The sequence below is a fragment of the uncultured Brachyspira sp. genome (genome assembly GCF_910588665.1).
Classification (GTDB): domain Bacteria; phylum Spirochaetota; class Brachyspiria; order Brachyspirales; family Brachyspiraceae; genus Brachyspira.
In genome coordinates this window covers 27,111-45,265 of record NZ_CAJUPR010000013.1, presented here as the reverse complement: position 1 = coordinate 45,265, position 18,155 = coordinate 27,111, and the positions used below count along the sequence as shown (strand labels likewise).

The following is an 18,155-nucleotide window of genomic DNA, read 5'->3' as shown; positions in this document are numbered from 1 at the left end:
AAAATGAAGCGGTCTATTATTATAATATAATAGGCTGTTTTATTTTATAATTTTTTTATATCAGTTTAATAATTATTACTTAATACAGCGATTTATAAGAATATTATAAAGTTATTAATAAAATGTATTGCGTTAAATTAATCAGTATTATAGTTTGCATTTTAAGATAAAATAATGCATGTTTCTCAAAAAAATTACTGAGTAAGAACACAATGCATCATAATAGTTGAATGGGCTATTAAATATTTAGAAGCAGACAATAAATAATTATTAATTTTAAAGGCATAATATTTTTATATATAATTTTTTAATTAATAGGGATAAATTATGTATAATGAAAAACATTTAAAAAATATATACAAAGCTTTAGAAAAAGCTGAACTTCTTTATAACAGCTGTATATGCTGCGGACATATATGTCATGTTGATAGAAATAAAAACAATATAGGAAGATGTAAAATTTTTGAAGATACGGAGCATATAAAAACAGCTTCTCATACTTTGCATTTCGGAGAAGAACCTATGCTTGCAGGAGAAGGCGGAAGCGGTACGGTATTTTTTTCAAGATGTAATTTAAACTGTGTATTTTGTCAGAATTATCAGATAAGCTCTGAAGGATTGGGCAGTATAATTAATACCAAAACATTGGGCGATTATTTTTTGTATTTGGAAAATCAGGGGGCTGAAAATATAAATTTGGTAAGTGCCTCTCATGTGATATATCCTGTTTTGAAAGGATTAAAATACGCTTTGGAAAAAGGGCTCAATTTGCCTATAGTTTATAATACAAATGGTTATGATACAAAAGAACTTTTAGATTGTTTAGAAGGCATTGTTGATATATATCTGCCTGATTTAAAATATGTTTTTGATGATAAAGCTTTTAAATATTCAAAAGCTGAAAATTATTTTAATACTGCAGTAAATGCTTTGGAAATAATGAAAAGTCAGGTTGGAGATTTATATATTAATGACAGAAAAATTGCTGAAAGAGGCATTATAATAAGACATTTAGTTCTTCCTAATAATGAATCGGATTCTTATGATATATTGATAGAGCTTAAGGAAAGAGGATTTTTAAATAGCTTTATATCTTTAATGTCGCAGTATAGTCCTAAGTTTAAAGCTTTGAGTTTTGAAAATATTAACAGAAAATTGTATAAAAAAGAATATGATGATATAGTTAATTATGCTTTGGATTTGGGATTTGAGAATCTATTAATTCAGGAAATAGAAAGTTCTGAAAATTATCTGCCCGATTTTACTAAAGAAAAACCTTTTTTATAATGACGATAATTTTATTAAACAGAATAAAAATTAAATTTAATTAATCATTTTATATTTTGACAAAAATATTATATAATGTATAATTAAGTAAAGTATTATTTGTTTGATTTTTTAAGGAAAGTTTATGAAAGAAATTTTTGCACTTTTGGAAAGCGAAGAGGTTGAAAAAAGACTTGAAGCTCTTGAAGAATTGGCAAAAAATGTAGATAATACCAACAAAACGGCTGTAATTAAAGCATTAAAGCCGCATATACTGGATTGGGACGAGAATGTTCGTTTTAGAGTGGCTCAGGTATTAAAATTGTATACAGGACAATAATATGGGAAGAATAATATCTTTTTCCAGCGGAAAGGGCGGTGCAGGAAAAACTTTATGCTCTGTAAATTTCTCTGCAGAACTGGCTTCTAGAGGATATAAGGTTTTAATATTTGACATAGATATTAACTGTTCTAATGTTTTTATACTGCTTCATGTAAAACCTCAATCTAAATTACAGGAATATTTTGAAGGTGCTTTGACATTAAAAGACTGCGTTATAAAAAGCGAACATGGCATAGATGTTATAAGTGCAGGAGTTAATATACAGAGATTTGTACAATTTGAAAATGATTTTAATTTGTCAAATCTTGCTAAGGATTTAAAGATTTTGGCTGAAGATTATGATTATGTTGTCATAGATTATGCTGCTGGAATTACTCAGCCTATGATGCGTTTTTATGAGATGTCTGATGATATTATTCTTATAGCTAATCCTGAAATAACATCGCTTACGGATCTTTACAGGCTTATGAAGATGATATATGTTAATAATATGACCGATAAAATGTATCTTATAGTTAATAAAGTAAAAAATATAGACTGGGCTATTAATTTATATAGAGAAGTTAAAAAAGTAACTGCAAAATTTTCATTAGATATTAATTTGGTTCTTTTGGGCCCTGTTCTTTTTGATGAAGAAAAAGTTATGATTTCAGTACAAAAGAGAACGCCTATTATAATACTATATCCTAAAACTCCTATAAAAGGTAGTTTTTCATTATCGGTTACTAGGTATTTGTATGATATAGGAGTTATGAAAGATGAAAATGCAAAAGAAAAAACTTTTTCAGACTTTTTCTGATTTTTAATAAAAGTATTTTAAATTATTATGCGCTATGTTTTTTAATTTGACAAATATATATAATACTGCTAAACTGTTGCAAGTGCATATTATGGAGTATATGTTATGAGTAAAAATATTGTTATAACTATAAGCAGAGAATTCGGAAGCGGCGGAAGATATATAGGAGAAATGACTGCAAAAAAATTAGATATACCTTTTTATGATAAAGCTATAATAGAAATGGCTTCGGATAAGACAGGTTTTTCATCAGAATATATAAAAGAAAATGAACAGAAATTAACGGGATCTTCTCTTTTTAATTTTGCAATAACTTGTTCTTATGCAGGAAATATGGTTTTCGGAAGCGGAGAGTCTTTGCAAGATACTATGTTTTTTGCCCAAAGTAATGTTATTAAAGAAATAGCATCAAAAAATTCCTGTGTCATAGTTGGAAGATGCGCTAATCATGTATTGGAGGGAATGGATAATTGTATTAATGTATTTATTTATTCGGATATGAACAGTAAAATTAAAAGAGCAGTCAGCGAATATAAATTAGACAGTTCAAATATAGAGAAAATACTTAGAGAAAGGGATAAATTAAGAGCTAAGCATTATAATTATTATACTGGAAAGAATTGGGGAGATGCAAGAAATTATCATATTTGCTTGAACAGTGATTTTATAGGAGCAGATAATACTGTAAAAATAATATTGGATGCGGTAAAATCAATATCTGATAAATAGGTAAATCTTATGAAAATAATAGCTGATTTACATACTCATACGCTGGTAAGCGAACATGCTTACAGTACAGTTGATGAAATGATGATTTCGGCTAAAGAAAAAGGTTTTTTGGTTTTATCTGTAACCGATCATGGACCTGCTTCCAGCGACGGAGCTAAAGCTGTGCATTTCAGAGCTATGCATAATCTGCCTGATTATATAAACGGAGTAAGACTTCTTAGAGGCTGCGAAGCTAATATAATTAATTATCATGGAAAATTAGATTTGAGTTCAGATATATTAAATTATTTAGATTTTGCTATAGCTTCCTATCATGAAGATTCTATACATCCCTTTTCTAAAAAAGAACATACTAACGGATACGCCGAAGTTATAAAAAATGATGATATTGACTGTTTGGGACATATAGGAAATCCTAAATTTGAATTTGATATCGAATATATAGTAAAGTTATGCAGAGAATATAATAAGCTTATAGAAATTAATTCTTCATCATTTATTATAAGAAAAGGAAGTTTTGCTATATGCAGGGAAATTGCTTTAACCTGTAAAAAATATGAAGTTAATATTGTAGTTACATCCGATGCCCATTCAAAATATAAAGTCGGAGATCATAAAGATGCTTTGGAATTATTAAAATCTATAGACTTTCCTGAAAGACTTGTACTCAATGCTGATTATGACAGATTGATTGGATATCTTAATATAGAAAAATGATAGTATTTTTTTAATTATCAGATTTTTTGTTTCTTCCATAGGTGCAGTATGAGGAATAGAATGAGGTATAATAACAAAGCCTGTTTTGGATTCTCTTAATATGTTTGAAGTAAGTAAAATAAGTTTTTTATTATCTTGCACCATTTTATCTATGAGTTTGTATACTTTTGCCGTATTTAATATAAAGCATGACAGTCTTATAAATATTAAAATATCAACTCTTCCCGCATTAGGCATAATAATAGTGGGAATAATTGGTAAGATATTTTTTCTTATGTTATAGATTTTTTAAAGTGAAAATACAGCAGTGGGATTGCAGTCATCTATTTTTGATTATATTTATATTATTATATTATTTTTACTTTTAAGAATATGTTGTATTAATAACTTCTTACAATTTATATAATTCTTATCTTAATATATAAAGAATATTATTAAAAGTCGGGTTTTATATGCGCCTATAATAATTAATGTATTTTTTGCTTGACAATTTGTATTTATTTGATTATATTTATAGATAGTATGCGTATATCTCTATACGTTTTTAACTTTATAGGAGTAGTTTATTTTAAATTATAATGGAAGAAGAATTATTTTCTAGAAAGGAGACGGTTAAAGATATTTTCGGCATTATAGAAACTAAATTAAAGCATGGTTTGTTTACGGAATCTATGGAAGATTTTGATAGGATTATGTCAAAAGATTTTGAATGTGAAAATCTATATGAAAATATATCTTGCGTTAAATTTTGGATTAACAGACTGGAAAAGTTTAAAAGCGCAGAGAGAAACAGTATAGAATATTGCAGGCTTTTAGATGCTTCGTATAAAAAATTTAGTATTTTTGTAAGAGGTAAATCTTATGATGATAATTTAATATCAATTAAAGCTATACATTATTATGTATATAATAAAATTATAGAATTAATAATGCAGCTGAATACCAATGATATTGAAGGCGCTGAAGAGCTGCATTTGCTTTCCAATGCTTTTATAGAATTAAAGGATTATTCCAGAGCATTAAAGTCTTATGAATATTTAAATACTATAGAGCCTTATAATTCAAAGACTCTCAGTTATATTGCTATGCTTTATAATATATTAGGCGATGAGAAAAAGTGCAAAATGTATATAAGAGATGCTTTATTTTATGATCCTTTAAGCATAGAGTTTGAAAATATAAGAATAGAAATACTTAGAGAAATCAAAGATATAATAATTAAAAGAGGAGTTCATAATAATAGTCAGGAAGAGATAATATTATGGATGAGCGCTTACGGCGAACTTATGAATATATTAGATGTGAAAAGGCCTTTGAGCGAACAGGAAGAGTTTGAGCTTAGAAGAAATATATCTCGTCTGGAGGCAGATTACAGAAAGTTAAAATTAAGAGAAATAACAGCCCCAAAGCTTTTATCTTCATACTCTTTTTTAACGGCATATCTTATTATGAGACAAAGCGATTCCGATGCAGAAGAGATTAAAGTATGGGGCAGAAAAATGGCTATGATAGATAAAGACTTACTGCAATACTACATAAAAATATTATATAAGGAGTGATTAACATGTCAGAAGCTCTGCAAAAATTGGAAAAGATATTTTCAGAAGAAACATTCACTAGAAAACCGCTGCTTAATTATACCGCTAAATACTTTGCAGATTTATCAAGTATTATTAACGATATAAATGACATTAATTATATAAATACGGCTATGGAGACTGCGAAGATGCAGCTTGAGAAAAATCCTAATCATATATCAGCATTATATGCAAACGGATTTTTAAATTTAAAGACTTTAAATTATTCGGATATGAGTTTGGAGAAACTTTTAGGTATTTTTAAAAATGCTAAAAAGTGGAATATAGTAGAGTTTATATGCCATAAGATTTTAGATGAATATTATGAAAGCGATTATGCTTTAAGATATTTGGCAAGCTATTATCAAAGCAGCAATAGAGATGCCGAAGCATTGGAGATTTGGGAAAGACTTATAAGATTTGATGTTTCTAATCCTGAACTTCCAGAAAAGATAGCGCATACAAAAGAGATGTCAGGAGATATAAGCAGCGCTGTGCATTATTATAAAATTGCTTTTGAAAGGAATCTTTTAAGAGAAAGAAATAATGCAGAAAGCGATATTAAAAAGGTATTGGAATATGAGCCTGATAATTATAATTATCTGCTTAAGTATGAAAATGCTTTAAACACATTAGTAGATTCTAATATAATGATAGATGTTTGGAAGATAATATTTTTTCATTACTTTGAAAATAACAGATACAGCGATGCATTAAAAACTATAAAAAATCTTCTTAATTATGAACAGGATATAGTGGCGCAGAATAATAAAAAGGCTAAATTTTTCAGACACAGACTTGTAGATGTATATAAGGCTTTATATCCCAATCATACGCTTTTTGAAAAAATAGAGGAGATATCTTCTATTACGAATGTAAATAAGAAGCCTAAAGACTGCATAGATATTTTTGAGAAGTATATACAATATGATGTTGATAAATATGTTATTCACAGAAACTTCGGTGTAGGTAAAATTAAGTCTATAGATATTAATAATGTTAATATAAAATTTGTATCTCAGGAAGATATTAGAAAAATGACATTTGATATGGCTATACAATCCCTTACAACATTGCCTGATGATGACATTAATGTATATAAGGCTTATAGAATTAATGAAATTAAAAAAATAGCTGAGGAAAACCCTACAGAGCTTTTAACTATTATTTTAAAATATAAAAAAAGCATTACTACAAAAGATTTAAAGCATGAATTAACATCAAAACCTTATGTTGTGTTGTCAGAGTCATTGTATACTAAGTGGATTGAAGGCGCTAAGAAATATGTGAGAGCTTCTACTGCTGTTAAATTTGATAAAAATACTTTCCTATATAATGAAGAAGCTGATACTTATGATGCCGAGAGTTTATCTAAATTTAATAAAGCGGATAATTTCTTTGAAAAATATCAAATATATATGGAATATTTGACATATACTTCCAATATGAATTCCGAAGAAGCAGAAGAAATGAACAGCTATTTTGTTAATGTTTCTAAGGATAAAAAATCGCCGAATGATGCAAGAATAGTAAGCATAATATATTTAAGAAGTCAGTCAAATTTATGCAGCGGCATACCTTTGCTTTCGGATATAGTTAAAGATATTGATGATTATACTCATATTTATGAAATTCTTCCTTCATCTAATTACAGGGAAAAATTTATAAAAGCAATTTGGGACGGAAGAAGAGATGACTATTATAATATAATATTAAAAATGCTTTATTCTTCTCATGTTAAAAATCATTATCTTATAGTAAATAAATTATTTGAAGATGGGAAAGCTAATATGCTTGCAAAAACTATAGATGATATATTTCTTCATTACAGAGAGTGTCCAGAATCGTTTGTTTATTTTGCACAAAAGATATTAGACGGTGAATATTATGATAATGCAGAAGTTAATATAAATATCAATAAAAATTCCCTTATGATAGGACTTCTTAATATAATACCTCATTTATTAAAGATAGTTGATAAAAAAGAAACTTCCGCTCAGTCCAGAAAACTTTTGAAGTCTGTTTATGATTTGGTATTTGATAAAGCTTATTTGCTTAAATTTATAGAAAATGAATCTGAAGATGATGTTAAAATAATATTCAGTGAATTTCAAAAGCTTGTTAATTTGGAGCAGCATTATAAAACGGATATTATTTCTGCCGTTATAAAACGCTTTCCTAATTGGAAAATATAGCAAATTAATATAAATCTGCGGATTTTTAAAAGTCTGTATTTTTTATATACAGTTAGTTTTATGAAATTACTATATATAAAAAATCAAAAAATAATGTAGCATTATTGTTAATAGTAGTGTATAATATAGAACAAATTTTTAAATGGATATTACTATGAAATTAAGATTATCAAAAAGAGCATTAAAAGAAGATTTTCAAAGCAGTTTTGTTAAAATTATGCTTGAGGTTGCAGCTAAGGGCGATTTAATATCATTTGCAGGCGGTTTGCCTAATCCAAAATCTTTTCCTGTAGAAGAAATTAAAGCCGCTGTAAATAAAGTTCTGGATACTAAAGGCGCCTATTCTCTGCAATATAATAGTGCTGAAGGATACGGACCTTTAAGAGAGTTTATTTCAAACAGATATAAAAAACAAGGTATTGATATTAATTCTAATGATATACTCATTACTAATGGTTCTCAGCAGGCATTGGATATTATTTCTTCATGTCTGATAGATCCTGATGATGATGTTTTAGTTGAAGATCCGTCTTATTTGGCTGCTTTACAGTCATTTCATCTTTATAATCCTAATATTCATACTATTAATTTAAATGAAGACGGTGCGGATATTAACGAGTTTAAAGAGGCTGTGAATAAATATAATCATAAGTTTTTTTATTCCGTTCCTAACTTTCAAAATCCCACAGGAATAACATATACAAATGCCGTTAGAGAGAGCATAGCAGATATTATAAAAGATAAGGATACTTTTTTTATAGAAGATAATCCCTACGGAGAGTTAAGATTCAGAGGCGAGCCTCAAAAATCTTTAGGAATATATTTGGGAGAGCAGGCTATACTGCTTGGAACTTTCTCTAAAACTGTTGTTCCAGGTATGAGATTGGGCTGGATAGCATGCAGAAATAAAGAATTATATACTAAAATGAAAGATTATAAACAGCTTATAGATTTGCATACATCTACATTTTCTCAGTTGGTTGTGAGTCAGTATCTTGAGGATAATGACTATGATGAACATATAAAAAGAATAATAGATTTATACGGCAGGCAATGTAATTATATGCTGGAAGCTATGAATAAATATTTTCCCAGCGATATGCATTGGACGCATCCTGAAGGAGGTATGTTTATATGGGCGTCGCTTCCTAAAGGAATTGATGCCGTTGAATTTTCAAGGAAAGCTTCCGATGAAGGAGTTGCAGTTGCTGCAGGAGAGCCTTTTTATGAAGCTAAAAGAGGTTTAGGCACTGTAAGACTTAATTATACCAATTCTAAACCTGAAGATATTGACAAAGGCATATTAATATTGTCAAAAGTTATTGAAAAAATGCGTAAATAATAATTTTTATTATTTATTTAAAATATTATTGTACTCGTTCTTTAGCTTCTTTTTTGATGACGCAAAAAATAACATTATAAATATATTAAATAATAAATTAAAAAATAAAAAAACAATAATAGAAATAATAAAATATAAAACTATAATAAAAAAAGCGATCCTAAGGAGTACATAGTTGTCAAGTATAATAATAAATTATTTTTGTTTTACTTTCATTTAAATTAATTGTTCTATATTATATATATGCGCATATAAAAATTAAGTCAAAAGGAAAAAAAATGATTAAGAAATTAACTTTATTTATGCTGTCTTTATTTATTTTTGCTAGTTTTGTATACGGACAAACAGCTAAATCTACTTTAGATGCTATTGAGCAATCATATAATGGCGAGATGAATGCATCTGCAAGCTATGCCGAGTTTGCTAAAAGAACTCAGAATAAAAGTGTTGCTGCAATGTTTAAAGCCGCTTCTGCTGCGGAAGCTTTGCATGCCAAACTTTTAAGCGATATGGCTGTATCTTCAAAAATATCATCTAAGGCATTAACGGCTAAAATTAATACTGTTAAATCAGGTACTGATAATGATAATTTAAAAAGCGGTATAGCAGGCGAAACTTATGAGTATACAAAAATGTATCCAGTTTTCAGCAAGGTTGCCTTATCAGAAAATAATAAAAATGTTTCCGATTTAATGAATAGAATAGCTTCCGTTGAAAAAACTCATGCTGCATTATACAATAAAACTATGCAGGATTTAAATGCTAATAAAACTTTGCCTACAGTTTATTATTTATGCCCTGTTTGCGGATATGTTGAAGCAGGTTCGGCTCCTGATAAATGTCCTTTATGCAATGCCTCAGCTAGTTCTTTTCAGGCTTTTAGTTAATTATATTTATAGCTAAGAATTAAAGCATTGATAATTTAATTATTATCAATGCTTTTTATTTTATTATAACTTGACAAATTATTAATAGCTTATATTATATTTTAAATAATTTTTAATTGGAGAAGTTAATAAATGCCTTATATGAATGTTATAGTCTGCACTTTTATAATAATTTTAATTATTCTTTCAGTATTATTAATAATAAAATCTAAAAGCAAGCCTAAAGTATCTTTAACAAGTTCTAAAAATAAATTTTCTTTATCATCTATTTTTAATACATCGTCAATTAATGATGAGTTTTTTGCAGGTTTAGAAAATAAATTGATAACCGCAGATGCAGGTGTCGAAACTACAAAAGATATTATTTCAAAATTAAGAGAAGCAATAGAAAAAGACAATATTAAAGAGCCTTCCGATGCAAAAGAATATTTAAGAAAAATATTAGTATCAAAATTCATATCAAAAAAATTAGAATTAAAAGATAAAAACATATTATTTATAGTAGGAGTTAATGGGGTAGGTAAAACAACATCAATAGCAAAACTGGCAAATATACTTAAAGATGAACATAAAATTATAATAGCGGCGGCTGATACATTTAGAGCGGCGGCTATAGAGCAGTTGGAAGAATGGGCTAATAGGCTTTCTGTTGCAATAGTTAAAGGTCAGCAGGCGGGAGATCCTGCAAGCGTATTATTTTCAGCATTGGATAAAGCTAAATCATCAAATGCGGATATAGTAATAGTAGATACCGCAGGAAGATTTCATAATCAGGAAAATTTACTAAGACAGCTTGAAAAAATGAAAAAAATAGCTAAGGAAAGATTTTCCGAATTTAATTTTATTCCTGTATTGGTATTGGACGCCAATGTGGGGCATAACGGCATAGAACAGGCTAAAGTTTTTACTAATGCTTTGGATATACAAGGAGCTATAGTTTCAAAATTGGACAGTTCCGCTAAAGGAGGTGTTGCCCTAAGCGTGGCGCATTATTTATCGCTTCCTATATACTATGAAGGATTAGGAGAGAAAGTTGATGATTTTAAAGAGTTTAATGCTGAGAGTTTTGTTGATGCCGTACTGCAGTGAAATTTAATTAAACTTTATATTGGAGTTGTATTATGTCTTTAACTATTAAGCCTTCTGAGATATTCGGATCTATTTATATTCAAATGAGCAAAAGCGATGCGCATAGGGTTTTAATAGCATCATCTTTATCTGAAAAGCCAAGCATAATAAAGCCTTGGATTAAGAATATAGGTGCTGATATAGAAGTTACTAAAGAAGCTGTCTCTAATTTTTCCGATTTAGAAATTATTGATGACGGACTTAAAGTTATACCTAAAGATATTATTAAAAATAAACTTAATATAGATGTAAAAGAATCAGGCACTAGTTTAAGACTTTTAATTCCTATTATATCAGCATTGGGTATTGATTGTAAATTTGAAGGATCTAAAAAATTATTTTCAAGGCCTATAGATATTTATAAAAATATATGGAAAGAGCAGGGATTGGAATTTGAATTAGGTGAAGATTTTCTTAATGTTTCAGGAAAATTAAAAAGCGGAGATTTTAAAGTTGCTGGAAATGTAAGCAGCCAGTTTGTAAGCGGACTTTTATTTGCATTGCCTTTATTAGACGGAGATTCTAAAATTATTATAGAAGGCGAGCTTCAATCCGCTCCTTATGTTATGATGACTTTAAAAATTATTAAATCCGCATGCATAGAAGTTTGCAGACAAGGAAATAATATAATAGAAGTATACGGTAATCAGAAATATTGTTCAATTGATTATGAAATAGAATCTGATTGGTCTCATGCCGCATTTTTTGCTGCTGCGGGTGCTTTGGGAGGAGAAGTTGCCTTATACGGTCTTAATAAATATTCAATACAGGGCGATAAGGAAATTATTAATATACTTAAATTTATGGGGGCTTCTATAATTTATAATAGCGATAATTCCATAACAGTAAAAAAAACTGGGAGACTTAATGCTATGGATATAGACGTTTCCAATATACCAGATTTGGCTCCTATTATTACTGCATTGGCGTCCACAGCTAAGGGCGTTACTAAATTATATAATGCTTCCAGATTGAAATATAAAGAAAGCGATAGAATAGATGATCTTAAAGATAGTTTTAACAAAATAGGCGCTAAGATAAAAGTTACTGAAAATGAAATATATATAGAAGGCGTTGAGAAGCTGGAAGGAGGAAATACAACTTCTCATAATGATCATAGAATAGCTATGTCTCTTGCAGTAGCTTCAATTGTTTCTGAGAGTGATATTGTAATAGATGATGCTATGTCTATTAATAAATCTTCTTTTAATTTTATAGATCAGTTCAGAAGTATAGGCGCTGTAATTATCTAACTATTAAAATATTTTTTCTTATTTCTAAATCTTAACCTTATTACCCTGAATAAAGCCTCTGCTATTATGTTTTTAGACATTTTTGATTGCCCGTTTCTTCTTTCATAAAATATTATAGGTTCTTCTTTCACCTTATATCCGTTGCTTTCAAAAGAGTAATTCATCTCTATTTGAAAGGAATACCCTGCAGAAAGTATATTTTTGAAATTCATATTTTTCAATACGGATGCTCTAAAGCATTTAAATCCGCCTGTAATATCCATAATTTTAGATCCTAATATAAATGAGGCATATCTGTTTCCATAGTATGATAAAAAAAGTCTTCTTAGAGGCCAGTTTACAACACTTATTCCATTACAGTATCTTGAGCCTATAACCAAATCAAGTTTTTCTTCTTCCATTCTATTTATAAACTTTATTACAAAATTAGGATCATGAGAAAAATCTGCGTCCATTTCTATTATATAATCAGGATTGTATTTAAATGAATGCTGAAACCCCGCAATATATGCAGGTCCAAGTCCTTCCTTTTTTTCTCTTTTTAAAAGATGTACTCTGTTATTATTAAGATATTTTTCAACTATACTTGCGGTACCGTCAGGACTATTATCATCTGCAACTAATATCTCTATATATTTTGGCAGTTCTAACACGGTGTTTAACATTTTTTCTATATTATCTTTTTCATTATATGTTGGAAGTACTATAACGGCTTTCATTTTTTTCCTTAAAATTTATTGATTTTATTTTTTCTTATATGATTATCTATATTAAACATTATGTATTTTACATATCTTTCATGAGATGTTCTAGGATCCATTATATTTTTATATGAAAATACTTCATTATTATCTATATTATAAAATACGATATCTCCGAACATAATTATATCATTATCATCTATAGCATTATCTATACCTATTAAATTAATTTTTATACCAACAGATATTGATGTTTCTATAATCTTATATCCCACTATATATGAGTTTTCATAGTCTAATTCCATATTTATAGAATCTGCTAATTTTTTGAATACTTTTATTTTTGCTTCTTTATTTCTGTATTTTATAATAATATTTTCTTTTATATCTCCCTCTTTAAAATTAAAATTAATTTTCTGCATTTGATTAAAAGGCTGTTTTATATTTAAATTAGCCAATAGTTTTTTAGCCTTTTTAATTTCTTCATCTGTCATTTCTATAGAGCTTGCTAATGATAATTTATGACGACTGTTTATTTTATATTCTTCGTTATCTAATGTAAAGAATTTATTTGATTTTTTATCATATCTGACATGTTTTAATATTTTATCATTTTTACTATATACAGTCCATATAAAAATATCCGATAGCAGACTCATAATATAATTTTCTATAAATATATTTTTCCAATTATTTGCCTGCCATTTTTTTCCAGTCATCAATGCTTTATGCAGTCTTAGAGATTGAAATCTATATATAGACTTTATATTGTTTTTTAAGCTATGAAATTCATCTAGTAATTTTTCACTTATATTGCAGTATTTATCTATTTTTGATATATATTCTTTATTTTTATTATCGTATATTTTTTCAATATATAATTTTTCATTTATAGTTAAAGTAAATGAATTAAAATCGTCTTTTAATATTTTTTTACCGTATTTATTTATAGAAAAATTAGGTATTATTTTATCTTCTAATCCATCTTCTGAAATATTAAGTTTCTTTGCAGCGGATTTAAATGCCGATTTGGAAGTATTTTTTATTTGATAGTATTTAAAATTAGTTTGTATATAATCTATAAGAATGAGGGAGTAAATACTTCCATTGAAAGCTAATGCTGATATAGCATAATTTGCAAGCGAAATTCTTCCAGATTCGCACCAATTTTTTAAATTATAAATTACTTTTTCTATTTTATATTCCGATTCATATACTAAATACAGCATCATAACATATTTATAAGTTATATCAGCTCCTTCAAATATCCATCTGTCATATATGTTTTTTATTACATTGATAAATGAATCAAAATTGAAATATGAAATAATTTTATCTAAATATTTTATCTTTGTAGGCAGTTTGAGTTTTGAATATTCCAAATATATATATTTTATAATAATTATTGGTATAACTTCATTAGAATCTTTCATTTTAACGCCGTATAATAATGATTCGTCTAAGCATAATAGATTTTTTTCATATTTTTTATTATAATTTTTATTAACAAAAGCTACTATGCTATTAATATCTTTGAAGCCCGATTTAATTATCTTTTTATTTTTCCATTTTTTTAATATATCTTTAGCTAAATTGCTATTTAAAGTTTTTAGGTATTTATAAGATTCATTTTTTTTACGGTTTATTATTTTTATAGATGCTTTTCTTATATTAGGCGATTTACTTCCTAAAAGAGAACATAATATCTTGCTTGATTTAAAATCTATTTCTTTGCTGTAAAGTTCATTTAAAAACGGAATAAAGTTTCTACTGTTTTTTGTGACTCTGTTTATGAAATTTTTATTTGAGAATAAGTTTTCAAAATATTCAGAGTTTTTCTTTATAATAGAATAGAAGAAATTATTAAAATCATTATTCTTTATTTGTACTGCAAATGAATTGTAATATGATATTCTATCATTATATGAATAGAAAAATATATAAGAAATAATAATATCTGATAAAGGCATATCAAGATTAAGAAGATAGTCTAAACTTTCCTGATATGTTATATTGAAGCCTTCTTTTCTGATTAAAATTAAATATATTAAGCATTTATAATTATTGGTTTTTAGTATTATATTAAGAAGTTTTTTGGATTTTTTAGAGTAATCGGAAAGCAGTAAAATATAATATATTCTGTAATTGTTTAATATACATTTTTTTATAAACTCTATATCATCTGCGCTTGGAGTTTTTTTTATATTGTAAGGTCTATATGGTCTTAAAGCACTGTAATATCCGAATGCCGATTTTTTTGTATGAAATTTTTTTATTAACTCATATCTTTTATCATCTTCATATATAATATCATTATTTATTACAGTTATACTGTTTGGAGTTCCTATATGTTCCGCAATATTATATTTTACATAGTATGAATTGTACATTTTTTGAATAAGTAAATCTATTTTTTTATCGGCTATTTCCAAATTAGCTTTTTCATCTTCATTTTTTAAAAGTACGGCTGTTAATATTAGATACATTCCGCAATTGCTGCTGTTTTCTAAGGTTTTATATAATGAATAGAAATATTCTCTGTCTCTATTATAAGTACAATTGGCTTCTCTTAAAAAGTCTAAAGCATATACATCATTTTCAATTATTCCTTTATTAATAATGCATATCTCTTTTTCTAAATTATAGCCATCGTATCTTCTGCTGAATAAAGAACTATTAAATTTCTCCATAAATTACCCTTTATTTATAAAAATTATCTGTTTTTAATATTATACTATTATTAAAATAAATACTATAATATTAACTTAAAAATTTTTAACAGCTAATTGTCCGCAGGCTGCAAGTATTTCCTGACCTTGCTTAAATCTTTCAATTACTTCAATTCCGTTATCTTTAAGTATGGATTTAAATCTTAATATAATATCTTTATTAGGTCTCTGTAAATGAGGCGCATGATCTACAGGATTCATAGGTATGACATTAACTTTGAAAGGAAATTCTTTTTTTAAGTTAACTATTCTGTATGCATCATTAACCGAATCATTTATATCTTTAATAAGAACCCATTCAAAAGTTATCATTCTTTTTCCGTTTTTACTGTATCTTTTAAGAACAGCTGTAAGATTTTCTATCGGATATCTTTTATTTATAGGCATAATTTTATCTCTGATTTCATTTTTCAGAGAATGTAATGAAACAGCTAATCTGCAGTCTAAATCTTTTTCTATAAGCTGTTTTATTCCTGCAGCCTCTCCTGAAGTTGATATTGTTATATGTCTTATACCTAAATTAAAACCTTTAAAAGAATTGATGGTTTCTATTGCTTTGAAAAGGTTTTTTGTATTTGCTAAAGGCTCTCCCATACCCATAAAAACAATAGAATTAACTTTTTTAGTTACAGCTCTCATTAAAATAAACTCGGCAAGTATTTCATCTGCTGTTAAGTTTCTAGATAAGCCCATACTTCCCGTTGCACAGAAGGCACAGCCGTATCCGCATCCTACCTGAGATGATAAACAAAAAGTTACTCTGTCTTTTTTATTCAGTATAACGGATTCTATTTTTTTCTTATCATATAATGAAATTAATAATTTCTGCGTTCCGTATTCATCTTCCGATATATTTTCTATTTTTGAATTATGTATAAAATAGTATTCATCTAATAAGTTTCTTAAATTTTTAGGTATATTGCTCATCTCCTCAAAACTTAATGCATATTTTTTATATATCCAATTAAGTATTTGCGAGGCATGAAATTTAGGAAAATTATTCTCTATACAGAATCTTGATAATTCATTTTCCGATATATTCATTATAGATATCTTTTTAGCCATAATTATTCTTAAAAGTTTATTATTTTTATTATTAATAATTTTATTTTTTCTATAAACTTATATTACTCAGCAGCTTATTTTAGGTGGGGTATTATCATTATTGCCGGCAGAACTTGAATTATCATTTTTTGACTTATAATCATTAACATAGAATCCTTTGCCTTTAAAAATAATACCGCTGTTTAATGATATCATTCTTTTAGCTTCGCTTCCGCATTTAGTACAGTACGCTTTAGCTTCGGCTGTTATTGACTGAAACTCTTCAAACTCATTTCCGCAATTTTCGCATTTATATTCATAAGTAGGCATAGTTTTTCCTTATTTTAAATTATTTTGAATAATATATATTTAAATAAAAATCTGTCAAGTATAATTATTTATTATTATATTTAAGAGCTGTATAAAATAAAATGCATATATATATATTTTTTTTATTTAAAAGTCTGTGCAAAAACCTTTATATTTTTCTATATAGCTAATCGGATTATAGGACAGTTTTGCCTTTCTAAGTCCCAAATCCCCAACATCCTGCTCTCTGTTTACAAATTTAAATCTTTCATAATCGCTTATATAATTTTTTAAATTTTCTAAAAACATTCTGTTTATTGCCTGATAAGTTCCTTTATAGTTTCTATCTCCTCTCTCAGAATGAACTACTATAGTATCTCTCATACTCAAATCAGCTATCGTATATGCCGCAACTTTTTTATCAATATAAATAGCACCTCCTATTATATTTTTTATAATATCCCAATTAGCAAGCAATGTTTTTATCATTATAGTATCAGCCTCAGCTCTTACTTCATGCGATAATAATTTTCCGCTTTTGAAAGTTTCGCATTCTTCCATATAATTTTGATTATTTTTTTCATATTCCTCCCATTCGGATTCAAAATCAAGTATATCTTGTATAATGGTTTTATCTATAGGTTTGTATTCAAATTCATTTTTTATAAATTGATTATACAGATTTTTTTTGTTATGAAATTTTTTGCCAGGGAGGGATGCAAGCTCATTAAAATCGTATATATATTCCCATTCGTCTCTGGAATCTTTCATTTTTATTTTTGTAGTTTTTTCCCAAAATAAGGCAAGTTCTTTCGGTATTCTTATAATAGCCTCTCCTGATATTTCGCAAGGACTGATACCATTGCAGAAATCGGAATTAAACCAATCTCCGACAGGTGCCCAATATATAGTATACGGAGACTTCTGTCTTATCCAAACTAATTTTTCAGTAAATGCCCATTCAATCATATATATATCTTTCAGTCCAAGCATATTCATAAATGTATAATCTGCCGATTGCTGAGGAGTTATGGAAAAATATTTATTATAAAGTTCTTGTTTTTCTAAAGTGATAGGCTCAAAATCAAGCATATATTTTATCCTTTTTATTTTATTGACTGCATATTATATATCAA

Annotated in this window: 17 protein-coding genes; 12 read left to right on the top strand and 5 right to left on the bottom strand. The window is 27.4% G+C overall.

Features of this window, described 5'->3' with window-relative positions:
* Positions 1–327: 327 nt before the first annotated feature.
* The 12 genes from QZ306_RS10875 (at position 328) to aroA (ending at position 12,236) form a co-directional block, all read left to right on the top strand.
* Positions 328–1,287 (top strand): radical SAM protein, encoded by a 960-nt coding sequence (locus QZ306_RS10875; RefSeq protein ID WP_295163366.1) that lies wholly within the window; start codon positions 328–330, stop codon positions 1,285–1,287.
* 124 nt (positions 1,288–1,411) lie between these two features.
* Positions 1,412–1,606: a hypothetical protein gene (locus tag QZ306_RS10870; protein WP_295163364.1), complete on the top strand. Its 195-nt coding sequence runs from the start codon at positions 1,412–1,414 to the stop codon at positions 1,604–1,606.
* Position 1,607: 1 nt separating this feature from the next.
* A complete protein-coding gene (locus QZ306_RS10865; protein WP_295163362.1) occupies positions 1,608–2,408 on the top strand; it encodes an AAA family ATPase in 801 nt (266 codons plus the stop codon).
* Positions 2,409–2,513: 105 nt separating this feature from the next.
* Positions 2,514–3,137: an AAA family ATPase gene (locus tag QZ306_RS10860; protein WP_295163360.1), complete on the top strand. Its 624-nt coding sequence runs from the start codon at positions 2,514–2,516 to the stop codon at positions 3,135–3,137.
* Positions 3,138–3,146: 9 nt separating this feature from the next.
* Positions 3,147–3,854: a phosphatase gene (locus tag QZ306_RS10855; RefSeq protein WP_295163358.1), complete on the top strand. Its 708-nt coding sequence runs from the start codon at positions 3,147–3,149 to the stop codon at positions 3,852–3,854.
* 100 nt (positions 3,855–3,954) lie between these two features.
* Positions 3,955–4,137, top strand: coding sequence for a hypothetical protein (locus QZ306_RS10850; protein WP_295163356.1), 183 nt, complete (start codon positions 3,955–3,957; stop codon positions 4,135–4,137).
* Between the two features lie 295 nt (positions 4,138–4,432).
* Entirely contained in the window at positions 4,433–5,413 is a 981-nt protein-coding gene (locus tag QZ306_RS10845) for a hypothetical protein (RefSeq protein ID WP_295163355.1), read from the top strand.
* Positions 5,414–5,418: 5 nt separating this feature from the next.
* Positions 5,419–7,626 carry a transcript cleavage factor gene (locus QZ306_RS10840; RefSeq protein WP_295163353.1) on the top strand — a complete coding sequence of 736 codons (2,208 nt, stop codon included), beginning with the start codon at positions 5,419–5,421 and terminating at the stop codon, positions 7,624–7,626.
* Positions 7,627–7,780: 154 nt separating this feature from the next.
* Entirely contained in the window at positions 7,781–8,968 is a 1,188-nt protein-coding gene (locus QZ306_RS10835) for a PLP-dependent aminotransferase family protein (RefSeq protein WP_295163352.1), read from the top strand.
* 278 nt (positions 8,969–9,246) lie between these two features.
* Positions 9,247–9,855, top strand: a complete 609-nt coding sequence (locus QZ306_RS10830) for a rubrerythrin family protein (RefSeq protein ID WP_295163350.1) — start codon at positions 9,247–9,249, stop codon at positions 9,853–9,855.
* Positions 9,856–9,987: 132 nt separating this feature from the next.
* The gene (gene ftsY / locus QZ306_RS10825; RefSeq protein WP_295163348.1) at positions 9,988–10,944 is read left to right on the top strand and encodes a signal recognition particle-docking protein FtsY; all 957 of its coding nucleotides are present in this window, start codon (positions 9,988–9,990) and stop codon (positions 10,942–10,944) included.
* Between the two features lie 32 nt (positions 10,945–10,976).
* Positions 10,977–12,236 (top strand): 3-phosphoshikimate 1-carboxyvinyltransferase, encoded by a 1,260-nt coding sequence (gene aroA, locus QZ306_RS10820; protein ID WP_295163346.1) that lies wholly within the window; start codon positions 10,977–10,979, stop codon positions 12,234–12,236.
* Here the strand turns inward: aroA and QZ306_RS10815 are convergent.
* The 5 genes from QZ306_RS10815 to QZ306_RS10795 form a co-directional block, all read right to left on the bottom strand.
* Positions 12,233–12,955: a polyprenol monophosphomannose synthase gene (locus tag QZ306_RS10815; RefSeq protein WP_295163344.1), complete on the bottom strand. Its 723-nt coding sequence runs from the start codon at positions 12,953–12,955 to the stop codon at positions 12,233–12,235. The two genes, aroA and QZ306_RS10815, sit on opposite strands and share 4 nt — an antisense overlap.
* A gap of 8 nt (positions 12,956–12,963) precedes the next feature.
* Positions 12,964–15,627: a DUF4132 domain-containing protein gene (locus QZ306_RS10810; protein WP_295163342.1), complete on the bottom strand. Its 2,664-nt coding sequence runs from the start codon at positions 15,625–15,627 to the stop codon at positions 12,964–12,966.
* Positions 15,628–15,702: 75 nt separating this feature from the next.
* Positions 15,703–16,731, bottom strand: coding sequence for a 23S rRNA (adenine(2503)-C(2))-methyltransferase RlmN (gene rlmN / locus QZ306_RS10805; protein WP_295163340.1), 1,029 nt, complete (start codon positions 16,729–16,731; stop codon positions 15,703–15,705).
* 66 nt (positions 16,732–16,797) lie between these two features.
* Positions 16,798–17,040 carry an FmdB family zinc ribbon protein gene (locus QZ306_RS10800; protein WP_295163339.1) on the bottom strand — a complete coding sequence of 81 codons (243 nt, stop codon included), beginning with the start codon at positions 17,038–17,040 and terminating at the stop codon, positions 16,798–16,800.
* 126 nt (positions 17,041–17,166) lie between these two features.
* Positions 17,167–18,111 (bottom strand): phosphatidylglycerol lysyltransferase domain-containing protein, encoded by a 945-nt coding sequence (locus QZ306_RS10795; RefSeq protein WP_295163337.1) that lies wholly within the window; start codon positions 18,109–18,111, stop codon positions 17,167–17,169.
* Positions 18,112–18,155: the final 44 nt, after the last annotated feature.

Excerpts from the sequence above, each read along its gene's own strand:
- QZ306_RS10875 (WP_295163366.1), top strand. The coding sequence starts at position 328 with ATGTATAATGAAAAACATTTAAAAAATATATACAAAGCTTTAGAAAAA.
- QZ306_RS10870 (WP_295163364.1), top strand. The coding sequence starts at position 1,412 with ATGAAAGAAATTTTTGCACTTTTGGAAAGCGAAGAGGTTGAAAAAAGA.
- QZ306_RS10865 (WP_295163362.1), top strand. The coding sequence starts at position 1,608 with ATGGGAAGAATAATATCTTTTTCCAGCGGAAAGGGCGGTGCAGGAAAA.
- QZ306_RS10860 (WP_295163360.1), top strand. The coding sequence starts at position 2,514 with ATGAGTAAAAATATTGTTATAACTATAAGCAGAGAATTCGGAAGCGGC.
- QZ306_RS10855 (WP_295163358.1), top strand. The coding sequence starts at position 3,147 with ATGAAAATAATAGCTGATTTACATACTCATACGCTGGTAAGCGAACAT.
- QZ306_RS10850 (WP_295163356.1), top strand. The coding sequence starts at position 3,955 with ATGTTTGAAGTAAGTAAAATAAGTTTTTTATTATCTTGCACCATTTTA.
- QZ306_RS10845 (WP_295163355.1), top strand. The coding sequence starts at position 4,433 with ATGGAAGAAGAATTATTTTCTAGAAAGGAGACGGTTAAAGATATTTTC.
- QZ306_RS10840 (WP_295163353.1), top strand. The coding sequence starts at position 5,419 with ATGTCAGAAGCTCTGCAAAAATTGGAAAAGATATTTTCAGAAGAAACA.
- QZ306_RS10835 (WP_295163352.1), top strand. The coding sequence starts at position 7,781 with ATGAAATTAAGATTATCAAAAAGAGCATTAAAAGAAGATTTTCAAAGC.
- QZ306_RS10830 (WP_295163350.1), top strand. The coding sequence starts at position 9,247 with ATGATTAAGAAATTAACTTTATTTATGCTGTCTTTATTTATTTTTGCT.
- ftsY (WP_295163348.1), top strand. The coding sequence starts at position 9,988 with ATGCCTTATATGAATGTTATAGTCTGCACTTTTATAATAATTTTAATT.
- aroA (WP_295163346.1), top strand. The coding sequence starts at position 10,977 with ATGTCTTTAACTATTAAGCCTTCTGAGATATTCGGATCTATTTATATT.
- QZ306_RS10815 (WP_295163344.1), bottom strand. The coding sequence starts at position 12,955 with ATGAAAGCCGTTATAGTACTTCCAACATATAATGAAAAAGATAATATA.
- QZ306_RS10810 (WP_295163342.1), bottom strand. The coding sequence starts at position 15,627 with ATGGAGAAATTTAATAGTTCTTTATTCAGCAGAAGATACGATGGCTAT.
- rlmN (WP_295163340.1), bottom strand. The coding sequence starts at position 16,731 with ATGGCTAAAAAGATATCTATAATGAATATATCGGAAAATGAATTATCA.
- QZ306_RS10800 (WP_295163339.1), bottom strand. The coding sequence starts at position 17,040 with ATGCCTACTTATGAATATAAATGCGAAAATTGCGGAAATGAGTTTGAA.
- QZ306_RS10795 (WP_295163337.1), bottom strand. The coding sequence starts at position 18,111 with ATGCTTGATTTTGAGCCTATCACTTTAGAAAAACAAGAACTTTATAAT.